Below are 17,764 nucleotides of genomic sequence, written 5' to 3'. Positions count from 1 at the left end.
GTACACGTTGTTCAGAATGTCATCGCCTGGCGCGACGCCAGGACCTTTTGCAGGACGGCACAGTCGATATCGGCCGGAACCGGGCGTTCGCCGGTGAGCACGGCCAGGAATTCGGTATCGGGAATGTCGAGGAGCCTCTCATATTGGTCGAGTTCGTCGCCGGTCAAGGCGTCGATCTGCGCATCGGCGAAACTGCCGAGAATGAGGTCCATTTCACGCATACCGCGATGCCAGGAGCGGAACAGGAGCTTGCTGCGGCGGGCGTCGAGCCCTTCGCTTGATCGTCTCGTTCCCGTCATCGTGCCGCATCCTTGCCTGAAGCGGCGCATATAGCGTGGATAGAGGGCGGTGTCAGCCTTGCGCTGCCGCTGTCGCGACATAAGCTGACATCATGCGTCCTTCCCTCCTCGATCCGCTGTTTGTCCCGATCACCTCGCTTGCCGGCGTCGGGCCGAAGGTCGGCGCACTGATCGAGAAGGTCGTGCCGGCCGATCTCGGTGATCGTGCGGCGCGCGCCGGCGATCTTCTGTTCGTGCTGCCCCACACGATGATCGACCGCCGCAGCCGGCCGGGTATCGCCGGTTCGGCCGAAGGCGCGATCGTCACGCTCGATGTGCGCATCGACCGCCACCAGCCGCCGCCGCGCGGCAACAGGTCGGTGCCGTACCGGGTCTACGCCCATGACGACACCGGCGAGATCGCGCTGACCTTCTTCCATGCGCACGCCGCCTATCTCGAAAAGGCGATGCCCGAGGGCGAGCATGTCGTGGTCTCCGGGCGCATGGAATGGTTCAACGGCCGGCCATCCATGGTCCATCCCGACCACATCGCGCTGGCCAGCGAAGCGGAAAACCTGCCGCTGGTCGAGCCGGTCTATCCGCTCACCGCCGGGCTCTCGGGAAAAGTGCTGCGCCGGGCAATCGGCCAGGCGCTCGGCCGCCTGCCGGTGCTGCCGGAATGGCAGGACGGCGCGTTTCTGCGCCGCTGGACCTTTCCAGCCTTCGGCGATGCGCTGGCCCGCATCCACAATCCCGCCGACCCGCTCGACGTGTCCGTCGACGGCGCGGCCTGGCGGCGGCTTGCCTATGACGAACTGCTGGCGGGCCAGGTGTCGCTGGCGCTGGTGCGCGCAAAAGTCCGCCGCTTGTCCGGGCGGCCGCTGGTAGGCGACGGCCGCATCGTCGAAAAACTGCGCGCCGCCCTTCCCTATTCGCTGACCGCCTCGCAGGAAATGGCGCTTGCCGAAATCAATGCCGATCTCGGCGACCCCGAACGCATGCTGCGCCTGCTGCAGGGCGATGTCGGGTCCGGCAAGACGGTGGTCGCGCTGCTCGCCATGGCGCGCGCCGTCGAGGCCGGCGGCCAGGCGGCCTTGATGGCGCCGACCGAAATCCTGGCGCGCCAGCATCTTGCGACGATTGCGCCCTTGGCGGAACAAGCAGGCTTGCGCGTCGCCATCCTCACCGGCCGCGAAAAGGGCCGCGAACGCACCGACACGCTGGCTGGTCTGGCCAATGGCGGAATCGACATCGTCGTCGGCACCCATGCGCTGTTCCAGGAAACGGTGACGTTCCACGACCTCGTCTTCGCCGTCATCGACGAGCAGCACCGCTTCGGCGTCCATCAGCGGCTGGCCATCACCGCCAAGGGCGACGCGCCCGACATGCTGGTGATGACGGCGACGCCAATCCCGCGCACGCTTGTGCTGACCGCATTCGGCGACATGGACGTATCGAAGCTGACGGAAAAGCCGGCCGGACGCCAGCCGATCCGCACCGTCACTTTGCCGCTCGAGCGGCTCGACGAACTGGTCGGCCGCATGCGCGACGCCGTCGCCGACGGTCAGAAGATCTACTGGATCTGTCCGCTGGTCGAGGAATCCGAAGAGATCAAGCTGATGTCGGCGGAGGACCGTTTCACCTCGCTGTATCAGCTGTTCGGCGACCAGGTCGGCCTGGTGCACGGGCGCATGAAGGGCGCCGAGAAGGACGAGGCGATGCGCGCCTTCAAGGCCGGCGAGACGCGTATCCTGATCGCCACCACGGTCATCGAGGTCGGCGTCGACGTGCCGGATGCGACGATCATGGTAATCGAGCATGCCGAGCGCTTCGGCCTCGCGCAGCTGCACCAACTGCGCGGCCGGGTCGGGCGTGGCGAAAAACCGTCCTCCTGCGTGCTGCTCTACAAGGACCCGCTCGGCGAGACCGCAACGCGCCGGCTGTCGGTGATGCGCGAGACCGAGGACGGCTTCCGCATCGCCGAGGAGGATCTGAAGCTGCGTGGCGAAGGCGAACTGCTGGGCACCCGCCAGTCGGGCACGCCGGGCTTTCAGGTGGCGCGCATCGAGGCGCATGCCGACCTGCTCGAAGCCGCCCGCGACGACGCGCGGCTGATCCTGTCACGCGATCCGGAACTGCAATCAGAACGCGGCGCCGCCCTTCGCATGCTGCTTTATTTGTTCGGCCGCGATGAGGCGGTGCGGCTCTTGCGCGCCGGCTGAGGCCCGGCGCCGACCGGCGGATTAGCGATCTGAACGCCAATCGGCTTGCCGTTCAACGTCACCATTTGCGTCTTGACCTCCGGCGCCACCAACCCGGCCGAGACGATCAGTTTGGCGCCGTCCTCGATCGTCATGTCGAGCGGCACGACGTCGGATTTCGGCACATACATCAGGAAGCCGGTGGTCGGGTTGGGCGTGCACGGCATGAACACCGCGATCAGCGGATCGCCTTCCTGATCGAGCTTATGGTTGATCTCGGTTTCCTTCTCGCTGGCGACGAAGACCAGCGACCAGACGCCCTTGCGCGGGTATTCGACCAGCCCGACCTGACGGAACATGTCGCCCTTGTTCGACAGCACGGTCTCGAAGATCTGTTTCAGCGAGCCGTAGATACCGCGCACCAGCGGCATGCGGCCGAGCAGGCGCTCACCGAACAAGACGATGGCGCGGCCGACGATATTGGCGGTCAGGAAACCGATCAGGGTGATCAGGATCAAGGCGACGATCAGGCCGAATCCCGGAACCGGCGCCGGCAGATAGCTATCGGGGTTGTAGCGCGCTGGAATATAGGGTTTCACCCAGGAATCGACCCAGCCGATGAACGACCAGGCGATGTAGGCGGTGATCGCCAGCGGCGCGCAGACGACGAACCCTGTCAGGAAATAATTCCGCAGCCGGGTCATGCCTGAGGTCTTGGGGGCATCGGACATGGTTCACCGCAGCACTGGTTGCGGCGCAACATTAGTGAACCGCCATCCGCTTTGGAACTGCGAAAATTTTTAAACCAGGCCTATTCCACCGTCACCGATTTCGCCAGGTTGCGCGGCTGGTCGACGTCGGTGCCCATGAATACCGCGGTGAAATAGGCCAGCATCTGGATCGGCAGCGCGTAGATGATCGGCGAGATGATTTCCGGCACGTCCGGCAGCACGATCGTCTCCATCGTCTTCACCGTAGCGTGCGCGGCACCCCTGCTGTCGGTGATCAGGATGATCTTGCCGCCACGCGCCGCCACTTCCTGCATGTTCGACACGGTCTTCTCGAAGATGCGGTCATGCGGGGCGATGACGATGACAGGCATGTTCTCGTCGATCAGCGCGATCGGCCCGTGCTTAAGTTCGCCGGCGGCATAGCCCTCGGCATGGATATAGGAGATTTCCTTGAGCTTCAGCGCGCCTTCCATGGCCAGCGGAAAATTGGTGTCGCGGCCGAGATAGAGCACGTTCTTGTAGTGCGAAAGGTCGCGCGCGACCTTTTCGATCTGCCCGTCCAGCTTCAAGACCTGATTGGCATAGCGCGGCGCTTCCGACAGTTGGCGCACCAGCGTCGTTTCCTGCTCCCGCGAGATCGTTCCGCGCGCCACGCCGGCTCGCACGGCCAGCGAAGCCAGCACCGACAATTGACAGGTGAAGGCCTTGGTGGAGGCGACGCCGATCTCCGGCCCGGCCAGTGTCGGCAGGATGACGTCGGATTCGCGCGCCATCGTCGATTCGCGCACATTGACCACCGCGCCGATCTTCATGCCCGCCTTGCGGCAATAGCGCAGCGAGGCCAGCGTGTCGGCGGTCTCGCCCGATTGCGAGATGAAGAAGGCGGCGTCGTTCTTCGACAGCGGCATTTCGCGGTAGCGGAACTCCGAGGCGACATCGATGTCGACCGGCAGCCGCGCATAGCGCTCGAACCAGTATTTGCTGATCAGGCCGGCCAGATAGGCGGTGCCGCAGGCCGAAATCGCCAGCCGGTCGATTTTGGCGAAATCGAACGGCAGGTCGAGCGGCTTCAAGACGCCGCCGACAAAATCCACATAATGCGCCAGCGTGTGCGAGATCACTTCGGGCTGTTCATGGATTTCCTTCTCCATGAAATGGCGCCGGTTGCCCTTGTCGACCATGAAGGAAGTGCTGAGCGACTGCTGGCGCTTGCGGTCGACCTTGTTGCCGTCCATGTCGAAGATGGCGACCTCGTTGCGGCGCACCACCGCCCAGTCGCCGTCCTCCAGATAGGTGATCGAATTGGTGAAGGGGGCAAGCGCGATGGCGTCGGAGCCCAGGAACATCTCGCCATCACCATGCCCGACGGCCAGCGGCGGGCCGTTGCGCGCTCCGACGATGAGATCCTCGTCTCCCCTAAACATGATGGCCAGCGCAAAGGCGCCTTCCAGCCGCTTCAATGCCTGGTGCGCGGCCTCGACCGGCTTCAAACCCTTGGCCAGTTCGCGCGCCACCAGATGGGCGACGACCTCGGTGTCGGTCTGCGATGAAAATGTGTAGCCGTCGCGCATCAGCTCGTCGCGCAATTCGGCGAAATTCTCGATGATGCCGTTGTGGACGATGGCGACGCCGTCGGAAAAATGCGGATGCGCATTGGTCTCGTTGGGCACGCCATGCGTTGCCCAGCGGGTGTGGCCGATGCCGATCATGCCGTCGAGCGGTTCGTCCTTCAGCCGGCGTTCGAGATTGACCAGCTTGCCCTCGGCGCGGCGGCGCGCGAGCTTGCCATGCTCGATCGTAGCGACGCCGGCGGAGTCGTAGCCGCGATATTCGAGCCTTTTCAGCGCGTCGACGATGAGTGGCGCGACCGGCGAGTGACCGACAATTCCGACAATACCGCACATAGACGTTTGCCCCCGATTCCGGCATGAAAACCCAGCGCCATTTAGGGACGGCCGGGCTGCCGCGAAAATCACATTGCGTTTCGTCCCGTATCAGCGGGAACCGTTCTTGCACAGATGCACCATGACACGGCGCTCTTGCAATCCGGTTACCGCGATCGCTCGGTTTCTCCGTGCGCGCATGCTATCTCGCCTCAGTGGTTCCTGAAATTCGTCAAAGACATGATGCCATAATGACTGAACAAATCGACACAGTGACGCTTTGGCGTCCGGTTGGGCCTCAGGAGCTGAAACTGATCGAGAAGTCGGGCATGCGCGCGTTTCCGCCGCGCCTTCCCGAGCAACCCATTTTCTACCCCGTTCTGTCCGAAGCCTATGCCGTGCAGATCGCACGTGACTGGAACGTACCAGCCAGCGGCTCGGGATTCGTCACCCGGTTCGAGGTTCTGAAGGATTTTCTCGACCGCTATCAGGTCGAACACGCCGGCAGCAAGGCTCATCGGGAATACTGGATTCCTGCCGAAGACCTCCCTGAATTCAACAGAGCAATTGTCGGCAGGATCAAGGTGACCGCAGTCTTCGGCAAGGATGCGAACCAGCCGACTGACGAAGAATGATCATCCAGCGGCCTTCTTCGCCGCCGCGGCCGAAGCAAAACGCTCGCGCAACTCCTTGCCCTTGCCGGGCAGCGTCTTCTGGCGGGCGCGGCCGAAGGCCAGCGCATCGTCGGGCACGCTCTCGGTGATCACGCTGCCCGAAGCGATGTAGCCGCCCTTGCCGATCGTAACAGGCGCCACCAGCGAGGAATTCGAGCCGATGAAAGCGCCCTCGCCGATGTCGGTGAAGAATTTCGAGTAGCCGTCATAGTTGCAGGTGATGGTACCAGCGCCGATGTTGGCGCCAGCGCCGACGCGGGCGTCGCCGATATAGGTCAGGTGGTTGACCTTGGCGCCCTCCTCGACCGTCGCCTGCTTGACCTCGCAGAAATTGCCGACCTTGGCCTTTTGCCGGAGATCGGCGCCGGGCCGCAGCCGCGCGAACGGACCGACATCGCAATTCGAGGCGATGGTGGCGCCTTCAATATGGCTGAAGGCATGGATCTTGGCGCCCGTAGCGATCTTCACGCCCGGCCCGAACCAGACATTGGGTTCGACGATCGTATCGGCGCCGATCTCGGTATCGTGCGAAAAGAACACGGTTTCCGGTGCGATCAATGTGACGCCGGAGAGCATGGCCTCGCGCCGCCGGCGCGTCTGCCAGATGCCTTCGGCCGCGGCGAGTTCGGCACGGTTGTTGATGCCGAGAGCGTTTTCGAAGCTGGCTTCGGTGGCGACGACATCGAGGCCCTGCCCGCCGGCGATCTCGACAATGTCGGTAAGGTAATATTCGCCCTTGGCGTTGTTGTTGCCGACTTGATCGAGCAGCGTCAGCGCGTGCTTGCCGGCAATCGCCATCAGCCCGCCGTTGCAGAAGGTGATTTTCTTCTCCTCGTCGGTGCAGTCATTTTCCTCGCGGATGGCGACGAGCTTGCCGCCCTTTTCGATCAAGCGGCCATAGCCGGAAGGATTTGACGTGCGGAAGCCGACCACAACGACGGCAGCACCTTCTGCCAGTTTCAGGCGCGCAGCGGTCAGCACCTCCGGGTCGATCAGCGGCGTGTCGCCGAACATCACCAGGATATCGTCGTAACCCTTTGATATCGCAGCACGAGCAGCCAGCACGGCATGCGCCGTGCCGAGCCGCTTGTCCTGGACGAAGTTCTCCGCCTTCGGCGCGAACTTTTGCGTGGCCTTGCGCATCTCGTCCGCACCGTGGCCGATCACCAGCGCCTGATCGCCCGCTCCGGCCGCTTCGGCAGCCCTGACGACATGGGCGACCATCGGCAGGCCGGCGATCGGGTGCAGCACTTTTGGCACAGCGCTTTTCATGCGCGTGCCTTCGCCGGCGGCGAGGATGACGGACAGGCAGGTTCTCTGGCTCATGGAATGGCAACCATATGAAAAGGGTTGGGAATCAAGACATGTCTAGCATTGGCGCCATGCTGCACCAATGCGGTTAAATTCCGGTGAGACAGGTGGGGCAGCTGACTCTCAATCAGTAGGTCATGGGATGACCTTGCATGAGATCGCGGCGGGAAAACGCGAAAGGCTGACGGCGGCCGATCCGCCGCGCATGTGCCTCGACGATCTCGCGGGCCTGTGGGGACATCGCGACGCCGCGGCGGTAATGGCCGCGTAGGGGCGCGGATACACGTTTGCGTTGCTAGACGGCACGTCTTCCTTTGGCGAAGCTCCGAATCGCGAGGCCACTGGCAACGCGGGGTCGGCGGGCTCAGGCAATGTCCATCGAAAGATGGACCGCCGACTTCCCCTCTCGGGCGCGCCGGCACATTGGCGACGCACATGGTCCTTCGCTCGATCGGGCAAAAGCTGGGTGGCCAAACCATCTGTCGGCACGGGCTCGTATCTGGTCAGCCTATCCCAACCGCCCCAGCACCGGAAAGTTCTCCAGCAGCCAGTAGGATGCGGCCTGCACGCCGCCGGTCAGGAAAAAGACGCCGGCGACGACCAGCAGCGCACCCATCGCCTTTTCGACACGGCCGAGATGAACGCGGAACTTCGAGAGAAAGCGCATGAAGGCGCCGGAAAAAAGCGCCGCGATCAGGAACGGGATGCCGAGGCCGAGCGAATAGGCGGCAAGCAGAGCCGCGCCCTCGCCCACCGTCTCGCGGCCGCCGGCCAGCGTCAGGATCGGCCCCAGCACCGGGCCGATGCAGGGCGTCCAGCCGAAGGCGAAGGCCAGCCCCATGACGTATGCGGCAACGACACTGGCCGGCTTGCCCTGCGACTGGAAGCGCGCCTCGCGCGACAGCAGCGGGATGCGCAATATGCCGAGGAAATTCAGGCCCATCAGGATGATGAGCACGCCGGCGGCCATGGCCAGCGGCTCCTGCCAGACGCGCAGTAGCCGGCCGATGGTCGAGGCGCCGGCGCCCAACGCCACGAAGACGGTCGAGAAGCCGAGAACGAAGGCGATCGAGGCATAAAGCAGCGCGCTGCGCGCATCGGCCCTGGCCGTGACGCCGGCATTGCCACGGAAATCGTCGACCGACACGCCGGCCATGTAGCAGAGATAGGGCGGCACCAGCGGCAGCACGCAAGGCGACAGGAACGAGATCGCCCCCGCCCCGACCGCGCTGACATAGCCAATATCCAATGCCATTCCCGAACTCCAACCGTATCGGCGCCGATATAGCGGCGCACGGGCTTGTCCGCCAATCACCATTACGTGGCAAGTTGCCGCCCCGCATCGAGGAAGAAACGGCACCGCAAGCACGTTGATGCAACGAGGCCGCGACTTTCCGCGCGCTTCTCGATCATATCAGGGAGAACCTCATGAAATCGATCACGATTGGGCTGGCGGTGCTTTTGCACGGCACCGCCGCTTCCTATGCCGCCGAGGCGTGGAAGGAAGCCGATGTCGGCGGCACCAAGATCTACACCGATGCCAACGGCATGACCCTTTACACCTACGACAAGGACGAGACGGGCAGGTCGAACTGCTACGACAAATGCGCCACCAATTGGCCGCCGCTGAAGGCGGAGGCCGACGCCAAGGCCGAGGGCGAATGGACAATCGTCGACCGCACCGACGGCACCAGGATGTGGGCCTATGAGGGCAAGCCGGTCTACACCTTCATCAAGGACAAGAAGGCCGGTGATGTGACCGGCGACGGCGTCGGCGAGGTCTGGCACGTCGTCAAGGCCGACTGAGCCTCGAACCAGGGGCCGCTTCGGCCTACGGGAAAATCAGCCGGTCGCCGGGCATTCCTTCAGGCGCCCGGCGCCCAGCTTCTTGCGCGTCACATATTTGCGCCGCGCAGCCGGGCATGAGCCCAAATGTCGCCTCATGCGGACGTCTCCTCGGCTGGGGCTGGCGCATGGTCGATGTTTCTCTTATATCCGCAGAGGAATTTGTACCGTTTCTCCCGGATTCATCGCCGGTTTGTCCAACTGCGGGGCTGCCATTTCCCCTATCCAGGATTGCGGATTTCACATGACGCGCCCTTGGGTTGCGCACTCAATGCGGAACTGCATTTTGGGCGTCTCCCCTTGACCGGATGCAAAAGCGCGGCCATGTGAGCGACAATTGTACGAGATTTCGTCGCGCGCAGCGGAATTCTTCTGCCGCATCACAACTGATATGAGACCTCATGGACGTCGTCGTCGTCGAATCGCCGGCCAAGGCGAAGACAATCAACAAGTACCTCGGAAAGAACTACAAGGTCCTGGCCTCGTTCGGCCACGTCCGCGATCTGCCGGCCAAGGATGGCTCGGTGCGCCCGGATGAGGATTTTGCCATGTCCTGGGCTGTCGACACCGCCTCGGGCAAACGTCTTGCCGACATCGCCAAGGCAGTCAAGGACGCCGACGGCCTGATCCTCGCCACCGATCCGGACCGCGAGGGCGAAGCCATCTCCTGGCATGTCCTGGAAGTGCTGAAGCAGAAGCGCGCGCTGAAGGACAAGCCGGTCAGCCGCGTCGTCTTCAACGCCATCACCAAGTCGTCTGTGCTGGAGGCGATGGCCAATCCGCGCCAGATCGATGCGCCGCTGGTGGATGCCTATCTCGCCCGCCGCGCGCTCGACTATCTCGTCGGCTTCACGCTGTCGCCCGTTCTGTGGCGCAAGCTGCCGGGCGCCCGTTCCGCCGGTCGCGTCCAGTCGGTGGCATTGCGGCTCGTCTGCGACCGCGAATTGGAGATCGAGCGCTTCATCCGCGAGGAATACTGGCAGATATCAGCTCTCCTCGGCACGCCGCGCAACGAGAACTTCGAGGCGCGGCTGACCGCCTTCGACCGCAAGAAGCTGCAAAAGCTCGACATTTCCAACAAGGCGCAGGCCGACGACATCAAGGCGATGCTCGAAGGCGCGACCTTCAAGGCACTGTCGGTCGAAGCCAAGCCGACCAAGCGCAATCCAGGTCCGCCCTTCACCACCTCGACGCTGCAGCAGGCCGCCTCCTCGCGCCTCGGCTTTTCGGCAAACCGCACCATGCAGGTGGCGCAGCGGCTCTATGAAGGCATGGACATCGGCGGCGAGACCACCGGCCTGATCACCTATATGCGAACCGACGGCGTGCAGATGGCGCCCGAGGCGATCACCGCCGCGCGCGATGCGATCGCAAAAGAATTCGGCCCCAAATACCTGCCCGAAAAGCCGCGCTTCTACACGACCAAGGCCAAGAACGCCCAGGAAGCGCACGAAGCGATCCGCCCGACCGATTTCATGCGCACGCCAGCTTCGGTCAGGCAATATCTCGATGCCGACCAGGCGCGGCTTTACGAACTGGTGTGGAAACGCGCCATCGCCAGCCAGATGCAGCCGGCCGAGATCGAGCGCACCACGGCCGAGATCGAGGCGGTCAACGGCGCCCGCACTGCAGAGCTTCGCGCCATCGGTTCGGTCGTTCGCTTCGACGGCTTCATTGCCGCCTATACCGACCAGAAGGACGAGGATTCGGAAGACGAGGAAGACCGCCGTCTGCCAGAGATCCGCGCCGGCGAACAGCTCGCCCGTGAGGCGATCAATGCCACCCAGCACACCACCGAGCCACCACCGCGCTATTCGGAAGCCTCGCTGATCAAGAAGCTGGAAGAGCTCGGCATCGGCCGGCCGTCGACCTACACGGCGATCCTGAAGACGCTCGAGGACCGCGACTACGTCAGCATGGACAAGCGCAAGCTGTTGCCGCAGGCCAAGGGCCGGCTGTTGTCGGCCTTCCTCGAAAGCTTCTTCGAGCGCTATGTCGAATATGATTTCACCGCCTCGCTCGAGGAAAAACTCGACGAAATCTCGGACGGCAAGCTCGCCTGGAAGGATGTGCTGCGCGATTTCTGGAAGGATTTTTCCGGCGCCGTCGCCGACATCAAGGAATTGCGTGTCACCGACGTGCTCGACGCGCTCAACGAGGAGTTGGCGCCGCTGGTGTTTCCGGCGCGGGAAGACGGTTCGAATCCCCGCATCTGCCCGAAATGCGGCACTGGCAACCTCTCGCTCAAGCTCGGCAAGTTCGGCGCTTTCGTCGGCTGCTCGAACTATCCCGAATGCTCCTTCACCCGCCAGCTCGGCGACGCCGCCAATCCCAATGGCGAAAACGGCAATGGCGAGGATGGCACCAAGGTGCTTGGCAAAGATCCCTATACGGCGGAGGAGATCACGCTGCGCAGCGGTCGCTTCGGCCCCTATATCCAGCGCGGCGACGGCAAGGAAGCCAAGCGCTCAAGCCTGCCCAAGGGCTGGACGGCTGATTCGATCGACCACGAAAAGGCGCTGGCCCTGCTGTCGCTGCCGCGCGACGTCGGCAAGCATCCGGAATCCGGCAAGATGATCTCGGCCGGGCTGGGGCGCTACGGCCCGTTCGTGTTGCATGACGGCACCTACGCCAATCTCGACAGCATCGAGGACGTGTTCTCGATCGGTCTGAACCGCGCCGTGTCGGTGATCGCCGAGAAGCAGGCGAAGGGCCCGGGCGGCCGCAATGGCGGCACGCCCGCGGCGCTGAAGGAGCTTGGCGACCATCCGGCGGGCGGCGGCAAGATCGTCGTGCGCGACGGCAAATACGGGCCCTATGTCAATTTCGGCAAGGTCAATGCGACGCTGCCCAAGGGCAAGGACCCGCAGTCGGTGACGATCGAGGACGCGGTGGCGCTGATTGCCGAGAAGGAAGCCAAGGGTGGCAATGGCGGCAGAAAGCCCTTCCGCAAAGCCGCCGCACCTGCCAAAAAGCCGGCGGCGGCCAAAAAACCGGCGGCCAGGAAAGTGGCCAAGAAAAAGGGATAGGGCAGCGTGGCGCGCAGAGTCTCCGGAAGAAGCCATGGCGATCTGCGCACCGCCGACACGAGGGCCAAGGTCAAGGACGACTACCGGCCCTCCCGTGACGAAATCCTGCGCTACATCGCCGAAAATCCGGATCGCTCCGGCAAACGCGACATCGCCAAGGCGTTTGCGCTGCGCGGCGAGGACCGTATCTGGCTGAAGGACATTTTGCGCGACCTGCAGGACGAGGGCCTGCTGACCAAGGAGCGCAAGCGGCTCGCCCGTGTCGGCGCCCTGCCCCATGTCGCCGTGCTCGACATCTATGGTCGCGACGCCGACGGCGTGCTTCTAGCGCACCCGACGGAAGCCCTGGGCAACGGCGAGCCTCCCGTCATAGCGATCCGCGTGTCGCGCGGTGGCGGCGGCCCGACACCGGGCATCGGCGACCGCGTGCTGGCCAAGACCTTTCCGACCGACGATGCGACGGGTCCCGCCTACACCGGGCGGGTGATGAAGATCTTCGAGAAGCGCACCGATGCCGTTCTCGGCGTTTTTCGGGTGCTGCAGGACGGTACCTTCCGGATCGAGCCCGTCGAAAGACGCCAGCCGGAGTTGGTCGTCGACAAGGAATTCCAGAACGGCGCTAAGAACGGCGATCTGGTCGAGGTCGAGCCGGCGCGGGCCTCCCGCTACGGGCTGCCCAGAGCCAAGGTGCTCAGCGTTCTGGGTTCGCTGACCAGCGAAAAGGCGGTCTCGATGATCGCCATCCACGCGCATGACATTCCGCATATCTTTCCGGCGGACGTCATTGCCGAGGCGGAGGCGGTCAAGCCGGCGACGCTGGCCGGCCGCGAGGATTGGCGAGACCTGCCGCTGGTCACCATCGATCCCGCCGACGCCAAGGATCATGACGACGCCGTATTCGCCCTATCCGATCCGGACGAGAAGAACCCCGGCGGTGTGGTCGTCACCGTGGCGATTGCCGATGTGGCCGCCTATGTGCGCTATGGCACCGCGCTCGACCGCGAGGCGCTGAAGCGCGGCAATTCGGTCTATTTCCCGGATCGCGTCGTGCCGATGCTGCCGGAGCGCATCTCCAACGACCTGTGTTCGCTGCGCGAAGGCCAGGATCGCCCGGCGCTGGCGGTCCGCATGATTTTCGCGGCCGATGGCCGCAAGCTCAGGCATTCGTTCCACCGCATCATGATGAAATCGGCGGCGAAACTCGCCTACTCGCAGGCGCAGGCGGCGATCGATGGCGCGCCGGACGACAAGACCGGCCCGATCCTCGGCACCGTGCTGAAGCCGCTGTGGGATGCCTACGCCGTCGTGAAGCGCGGCCGTGACACGCGCCAGCCGCTCGAGCTTGAATTGCCTGAACGAAAAATCCTGCTCAAGGAGGACGGCACCGTCGACCGGGTCGTCGTGCCGGAGCGGCTCGACGCGCACAAGCTCATCGAAGAGTTCATGATCCAGGCTAATGTCGCGGCGGCCGAGACGCTGGAGGCGAAGCGACAGGCGCTGGTCTACCGCATCCATGACGCGCCGTCGCTCGCCAAGCAGGAATCGCTACGCGAATTCCTGCAGACGCTTGGCCTGTCGCTGGCGCGCGGCGCACAGATGCGGCCGAACCAGTTCAACGGCATTCTGGATCGCGTCCGCGGCGCCGACCATGAGGGACTGGTCAACGAAGTGGTGCTGCGCACGCAGATGCAGGCCGAATATTCGCCCAGCAACATCGGCCATTTCGGCCTCAATCTGAAGCGCTACGCGCATTTCACCTCGCCGATCCGCAGATATGCCGACCTGATCGTGCATCGCGGGCTGATAGCCGCGCTCGGCTTCGGTGCGGGCGGGTTGACGCAGGACGAAGCGGAGCGGCTGGAAGAGGTTTCCGCGCTGATCTCGGCCACCGAGCGCCGTGCCATGGCCGCCGAGCGCGACACGGTCGACCGGCTGATCGCCGCCTATCTGGCCGAGCGTGTCGAGGATCGCTTCGATGCACGCATTTCGGGCGTCACCAAATCGGGACTATTTGTCCAATTGCCGCAGTACGGCGCAGATGGTTTCATCCCGGTGTCAAGTCTGGACGGCGATTACTATATATACGACGAAACTGCGCGATCGCTTTTCGGAGAACGCACCGGTAAGGGCTACCAGCTTGCCGACCGCGTCGAGGTTCGCCTGATCGAGGTGGCGCCTATGGCCGGCGCGATGCGTTTCGAGATGCTGACCGACCCAAAGCCGCTGCCCGGCTCCAAACGGTCGTTTCACAAGGCCAAGGGCCGCGCCCGCGCGTCGCAATCGCGTCCAGGCTCGCGCGGCAGGAGACGGTAATGCCAGGCGATTTGAAAATGAACCAACAGGTTTTCGGCGGCGAACATCACTCGGGCCGGGCCGCACGACCGCTGTGGACGGCGATGAAGCGCGGCGCGCTCGGCCGCTGCCCGCATTGCGGCGAAGGCAAGCTGTTTCGCGCCTTCGTCAAGACCGTCGACAAATGCGACCGTTGCGGCGAGGAGCTTCATCACCATCGCGCCGACGACCTGCCCGCCTATCTGGTGGTGGTCATCGTCGGCCATATCGTGCTCGGCGCCTTCATGGGCATCGAAGCGACCTCCACTTTGTCCACCTGGCAGCACATAGCCATCTGGGTGCCGCTGACCATTCTCCTGGCGGTCGTCCTGCTGCAGCCGATCAAGGGCGCCGTCATTGGATTGCAATGGGCGTTCTATATGCACGGCTTCGGCGGGGAAGACGATCTGATCGAGTCGCATCCCGAGGCTTGAAAACCGAGGCTGGCGCAATCGGCATGGCTGGACGCCACTTTCGCATCGGAGAAGATTCCGCTAGGTCGTGCGCATGGACGGTATGACCAAGGCGGACGTCGACAGGGTTGAGCGGAGCGCGATCGCGCTTCACAGCCAGCCGATTCGCCCGCGTGACGCCGCGACGCTGATCCTGCTCGACCGCGAGGGCCACGAGTTTCGGGTGCTGATGGGCCGGCGCCACGCCCGTCACGCCTTCATGCCGGGAAAATTCGTCTTTCCCGGCGGCCGCACCGACCCGGCCGACAGCCGCATTCCCATAGCCACGGCGTTGCACCCTGAGGAAGAGGCGAAGCTGACGGCGGGTGCCGGCCGCACCAGCCCGGCCCGCGCCCGCGCCATCGCCCTGTCGGCGATACGCGAGACCTATGAGGAGGCTGGCCTGCTCATCGGCCGGAAAGGCGCCTTCGCGACGACCAAACGCGATTGGCAGGGTTTTGCCGAGCACGGCGTGAGGCCTTCGCTGGAAGCGCTGCGCTTCATCGCGCGTGCCATCACGCCGCCCAACCGGGTGCGGCGCTTCGATACACGCTTCTTCAGCGCCTGGCGCGAAGATGTCGCCGTGGAGCTGCCGGACGGCGGCCCGACCAACGAGCTGGAAGAACTGGTCTGGCTGCCGCTCGCCAAGGCGAGGCAGGCCGATATTCCCGACATCACCAGGGCCATCCTGGAGGAACTGGAAAAGCGGCTCGTCGATGATCCGCTGCTGCGCCCCGGTGGTTCCGTGCCGTTCTACCGGCTTGTCGGCAATCGCTTCGTCCGCGAAATTCTGTAAAGCATAGAGCACTCACATCCCATGACGGTCGATACCCAGCAAGAGGTCGAGGAACGCGTACACTGGTTGCCGATGATCGCTGCGATCTCGTCGATCAGCGTCGTCGGCATCGCCATCGGCCTTGGCATGCCGCTGCTCAGCGTCATCCTCGAAACGCGCGGCCATTCGGCGTCGATGATCGGCCTCAATACCGCTGTTGCCGGCCTCGCCTCGATCGCCGGCGCACCGCTCGCCACGCCGCTCGCCATGCGGTTCGGCGTCGCCTGGACGATGCTGGCCATGATCGCCACCGGAGTGCTGGCCTTTGTCGGCTTCCATTTCGCGCCGGACTTCTGGATGTGGTTTCCGCTGCGCGTCCTGCTGCACATCGCGCTGACCGTGCTGTTCATCCTGTCGGAATTCTGGATCAGCACATCGGCGCCGCCGCACCGGCGCGGTCTGGTCCTGGGCATCTATGCCACCGTGCTGTCGCTCGGCTTTGCCGCCGGGCCGTGGCTGTTCGCCCATCTCGGCAGCAGCGGCTTCCTGCCCTTCGGCGTCACCATAGCGCTGGTGACGCTGGCCGCCATTCCGGTTCTCGCGGCACGCAATGAGAGCCCGACGATCGTCTCCAATGGCGAAACCAGCAACTTCCTGCGCTACATCTGGCTGGTGCCGACGGCGACCGCCGCGGTGCTGGTGTTCGGCGCGGTCGAGACCGGCGGCTTTGCGCTGTTCCCCGTCTATGGCAACCGCATCGGCTACTCCGAGGCCAATGCCGCCCTTCTGCTCACCATGATCGGCCTCGGCAACGTGCTGTTGCAGATCCCGCTCGGCATGATCAGCGATCGTGTCAGTGACCGCCGCTATCTGCTTCTGGCTTGTGCGACCATCGGGCTTGCCGGCACCATCTTCATGCCGCACTTCGCGCAGAACTGGCATCTGATGGCGGCGCTTCTGTTCGTCTGGGGCGGCGTCGTCGCGGCCATGTACACGATCGGCCTGGCCCATCTCGGCTCGCAGCTTTCCGGCCACGAACTGGCCAAGGCCAACGCTGCCTTCGTGCTCTGCTACGGTGTCGGCATGGTGCTCGGCCCGCAGGCGATCGGCATCGGCATGGACATTTTCGGACCCTCGGGCTTCGGCTGGGCGCTCGGCATGTTCTTCGCCTTCTATATAGCGCTGGTCGGTGCCAGGCTCGTCCGAAAAATCCTGTAAAAAGACCCGATCGACGCCTCGTGCGGCTCAAGGCTGCTGACATAACCGTGTCAGCAGCACTCGGATAGATTGTCAGCAGCAGAATTTGAGGAGACCGTCATGATCGATTCCGGGTTTGAAACAAAATCGGTGCGGATGGAATTGCTGCTGCTGGTGACCTTTCAGGCACCGGTGGGCGATGTCGACCGCATCATGGAAGCGGTGGTTGCGATTGCCCCGCTGACCATGGGCAAATACGACAGCAACGCCTACCAGTCGGCGCACGGCATCGAGCGCTACCGGCCGCTCGAAGGGGCGGCCGCAGGCGCCGAGACGGAATTGCGCAGACGGCCGGGTACGGTGGAGGTGTCGTTCGAACTGCCCGACGACCAGGCGCTGGCCGCCCGCATCGTCGAAGCGATATTCCGGGTCCACAGCTATCAGGAGCCGGTGATCCGCATTCAGCCGATCCTCGCCAGCCGCTCCAAGGGCCTCGACGACCGCTCCAACCCGCACCGCTGGTGGAACACGACGGGAGACTGGAAAAGGGTGGCGCCGCCTGTTAGGGAAGGGGCTTAGTCAGGAACGTCGCCGCCTCCCCCGTGGCTCGGATAGTGGACACGGCTTGCGCAACAGACTTCGCCGAGGCCTCACGGGGTTGACTTTCCGGGCGCGTTCTTTATGTGTCGCGCCAAGTTTCCCGCGTCCGGGTGTTTTCCCGTGCTCCAGCGGCCAAAACTCCACGAACATAACGGACTGATATCATGGCCAAAGCCGCAAACATCAAGATCAAGCTTCTGTCGACCGCCGACACCGGTTTCTTCTACGTGACCAGCAAGAACAGCCGCACCAAGACGGACAAGCTGTCGTTCCGCAAATACGACCCGGTCGCCAAGAAGCACGTCGAATTCAAGGAAACCAAGATCAAGTAATCCGGTTTCCTGCTTAACAACCAAAACGCCGCCCCTGTGGGCGGCGTTTTGGTTTCAAGGCCTCGAAAAGCCCCGAATTTTCCAATGCTTGGCGCAGAGTCTCGATGTCTTTTCGGAAAAGGGGG

Annotated in this window: 16 protein-coding genes; 11 read left to right on the top strand and 5 right to left on the bottom strand. The window is 63.9% G+C overall.

Going from position 1 to position 17,764, the window contains the following annotated elements; all coding sequences use genetic code 11:
* Window positions 1–11 precede the first annotated feature (11 nt).
* Window positions 12–299 carry an FAD assembly factor SdhE gene (locus tag IQ26_RS01845; RefSeq protein ID WP_145712985.1) on the bottom strand — a complete coding sequence of 96 codons (288 nt, stop codon included), beginning with the start codon at window positions 297–299 and terminating at the stop codon, window positions 12–14.
* Between the two features lie 92 nt (window positions 300–391).
* Between IQ26_RS01845 and recG the strand changes: the two genes are divergently transcribed.
* The gene (recG, locus tag IQ26_RS01840) at window positions 392–2,500 is read left to right on the top strand and encodes an ATP-dependent DNA helicase RecG (RefSeq protein WP_145712317.1); all 2,109 of its coding nucleotides are present in this window, start codon (window positions 392–394) and stop codon (window positions 2,498–2,500) included.
* Here the strand turns inward: recG and IQ26_RS01835 are convergent.
* Both IQ26_RS01835 and glmS read right to left on the bottom strand, forming a co-directional pair.
* Window positions 2,452–3,210 carry a DUF502 domain-containing protein gene (locus tag IQ26_RS01835; RefSeq protein WP_145712302.1) on the bottom strand — a complete coding sequence of 253 codons (759 nt, stop codon included), beginning with the start codon at window positions 3,208–3,210 and terminating at the stop codon, window positions 2,452–2,454. The genes recG and IQ26_RS01835 overlap by 49 nt on opposite strands.
* Window positions 3,211–3,290: 80 nt before the next feature.
* Entirely contained in the window at window positions 3,291–5,114 is a 1,824-nt protein-coding gene (gene glmS / locus IQ26_RS01830) for a glutamine--fructose-6-phosphate transaminase (isomerizing) (protein ID WP_145712292.1), read from the bottom strand.
* 230 nt (window positions 5,115–5,344) lie between these two features.
* Between glmS and IQ26_RS01825 the strand changes: the two genes are divergently transcribed.
* Complete coding sequence (locus IQ26_RS01825; protein WP_145712289.1) at window positions 5,345–5,728, top strand: ADP-ribosylation/crystallin J1; 384 nt, start codon at window positions 5,345–5,347, stop codon at window positions 5,726–5,728.
* Here IQ26_RS01825 and glmU read toward each other — a convergent pair whose 3' ends face one another.
* Complete coding sequence (glmU, locus tag IQ26_RS01820) at window positions 5,729–7,093, bottom strand: bifunctional UDP-N-acetylglucosamine diphosphorylase/glucosamine-1-phosphate N-acetyltransferase GlmU (RefSeq protein WP_145712286.1); 1,365 nt, start codon at window positions 7,091–7,093, stop codon at window positions 5,729–5,731. It abuts the gene before it with no gap.
* A 127-nt stretch (window positions 7,094–7,220) separates the two neighbouring features.
* Between glmU and IQ26_RS41005 the strand changes: the two genes are divergently transcribed.
* Complete coding sequence (locus IQ26_RS41005) at window positions 7,221–7,349, top strand: hypothetical protein (RefSeq protein WP_276316397.1); 129 nt, start codon at window positions 7,221–7,223, stop codon at window positions 7,347–7,349.
* A gap of 237 nt (window positions 7,350–7,586) precedes the next feature.
* Here the strand turns inward: IQ26_RS41005 and IQ26_RS01815 are convergent, their stop codons facing one another.
* Window positions 7,587–8,333, bottom strand: coding sequence for a cytochrome c biogenesis CcdA family protein (locus IQ26_RS01815; RefSeq protein ID WP_145712282.1), 747 nt, complete (start codon window positions 8,331–8,333; stop codon window positions 7,587–7,589).
* Between the two features lie 173 nt (window positions 8,334–8,506).
* Between IQ26_RS01815 and IQ26_RS01810 the strand changes: the two genes are divergently transcribed.
* From IQ26_RS01810 to rpmG, 8 genes are all read left to right on the top strand, one after another.
* Window positions 8,507–8,884: a COG4315 family predicted lipoprotein gene (locus IQ26_RS01810; RefSeq protein WP_145712280.1), complete on the top strand. Its 378-nt coding sequence runs from the start codon at window positions 8,507–8,509 to the stop codon at window positions 8,882–8,884.
* Between the two features lie 440 nt (window positions 8,885–9,324).
* On the top strand, window positions 9,325–11,952 hold the full coding sequence (gene topA, locus IQ26_RS01805) for a type I DNA topoisomerase (RefSeq protein WP_145712277.1): 2,628 nt from the start codon (window positions 9,325–9,327) through the stop codon (window positions 11,950–11,952).
* Window positions 11,953–11,958: 6 nt separating this feature from the next.
* Entirely contained in the window at window positions 11,959–14,265 is a 2,307-nt protein-coding gene (gene rnr / locus IQ26_RS01800) for a ribonuclease R (protein ID WP_145712273.1), read from the top strand.
* Between the two features lie 17 nt (window positions 14,266–14,282).
* A complete protein-coding gene (locus tag IQ26_RS01795; RefSeq protein WP_240546965.1) occupies window positions 14,283–14,717 on the top strand; it encodes a DUF983 domain-containing protein in 435 nt (144 codons plus the stop codon).
* A 73-nt stretch (window positions 14,718–14,790) separates the two neighbouring features.
* Window positions 14,791–15,531: an NUDIX hydrolase gene (locus IQ26_RS01790; RefSeq protein WP_145712267.1), complete on the top strand. Its 741-nt coding sequence runs from the start codon at window positions 14,791–14,793 to the stop codon at window positions 15,529–15,531.
* A gap of 21 nt (window positions 15,532–15,552) precedes the next feature.
* Entirely contained in the window at window positions 15,553–16,728 is a 1,176-nt protein-coding gene (locus IQ26_RS01785; RefSeq protein WP_145712264.1) for an MFS transporter, read from the top strand.
* Window positions 16,729–16,827: 99 nt separating this feature from the next.
* A complete protein-coding gene (locus tag IQ26_RS01780) occupies window positions 16,828–17,286 on the top strand; it encodes a YqfO family protein (protein ID WP_145712261.1) in 459 nt (152 codons plus the stop codon).
* A 185-nt stretch (window positions 17,287–17,471) separates the two neighbouring features.
* Entirely contained in the window at window positions 17,472–17,639 is a 168-nt protein-coding gene (gene rpmG / locus IQ26_RS01775; protein ID WP_006201775.1) for a 50S ribosomal protein L33, read from the top strand.
* Window positions 17,640–17,764: the final 125 nt, after the last annotated feature.

Origin of the sequence: Mesorhizobium tianshanense, from assembly GCF_007830515.1 — a bacterium.
GTDB classification, from domain to species: domain Bacteria; phylum Pseudomonadota; class Alphaproteobacteria; order Rhizobiales; family Rhizobiaceae; genus Mesorhizobium; species Mesorhizobium tianshanense.
Note: the sequence above shows the minus strand (reverse complement) of the source record. Positions and strands in the feature narration are given on the sequence as shown.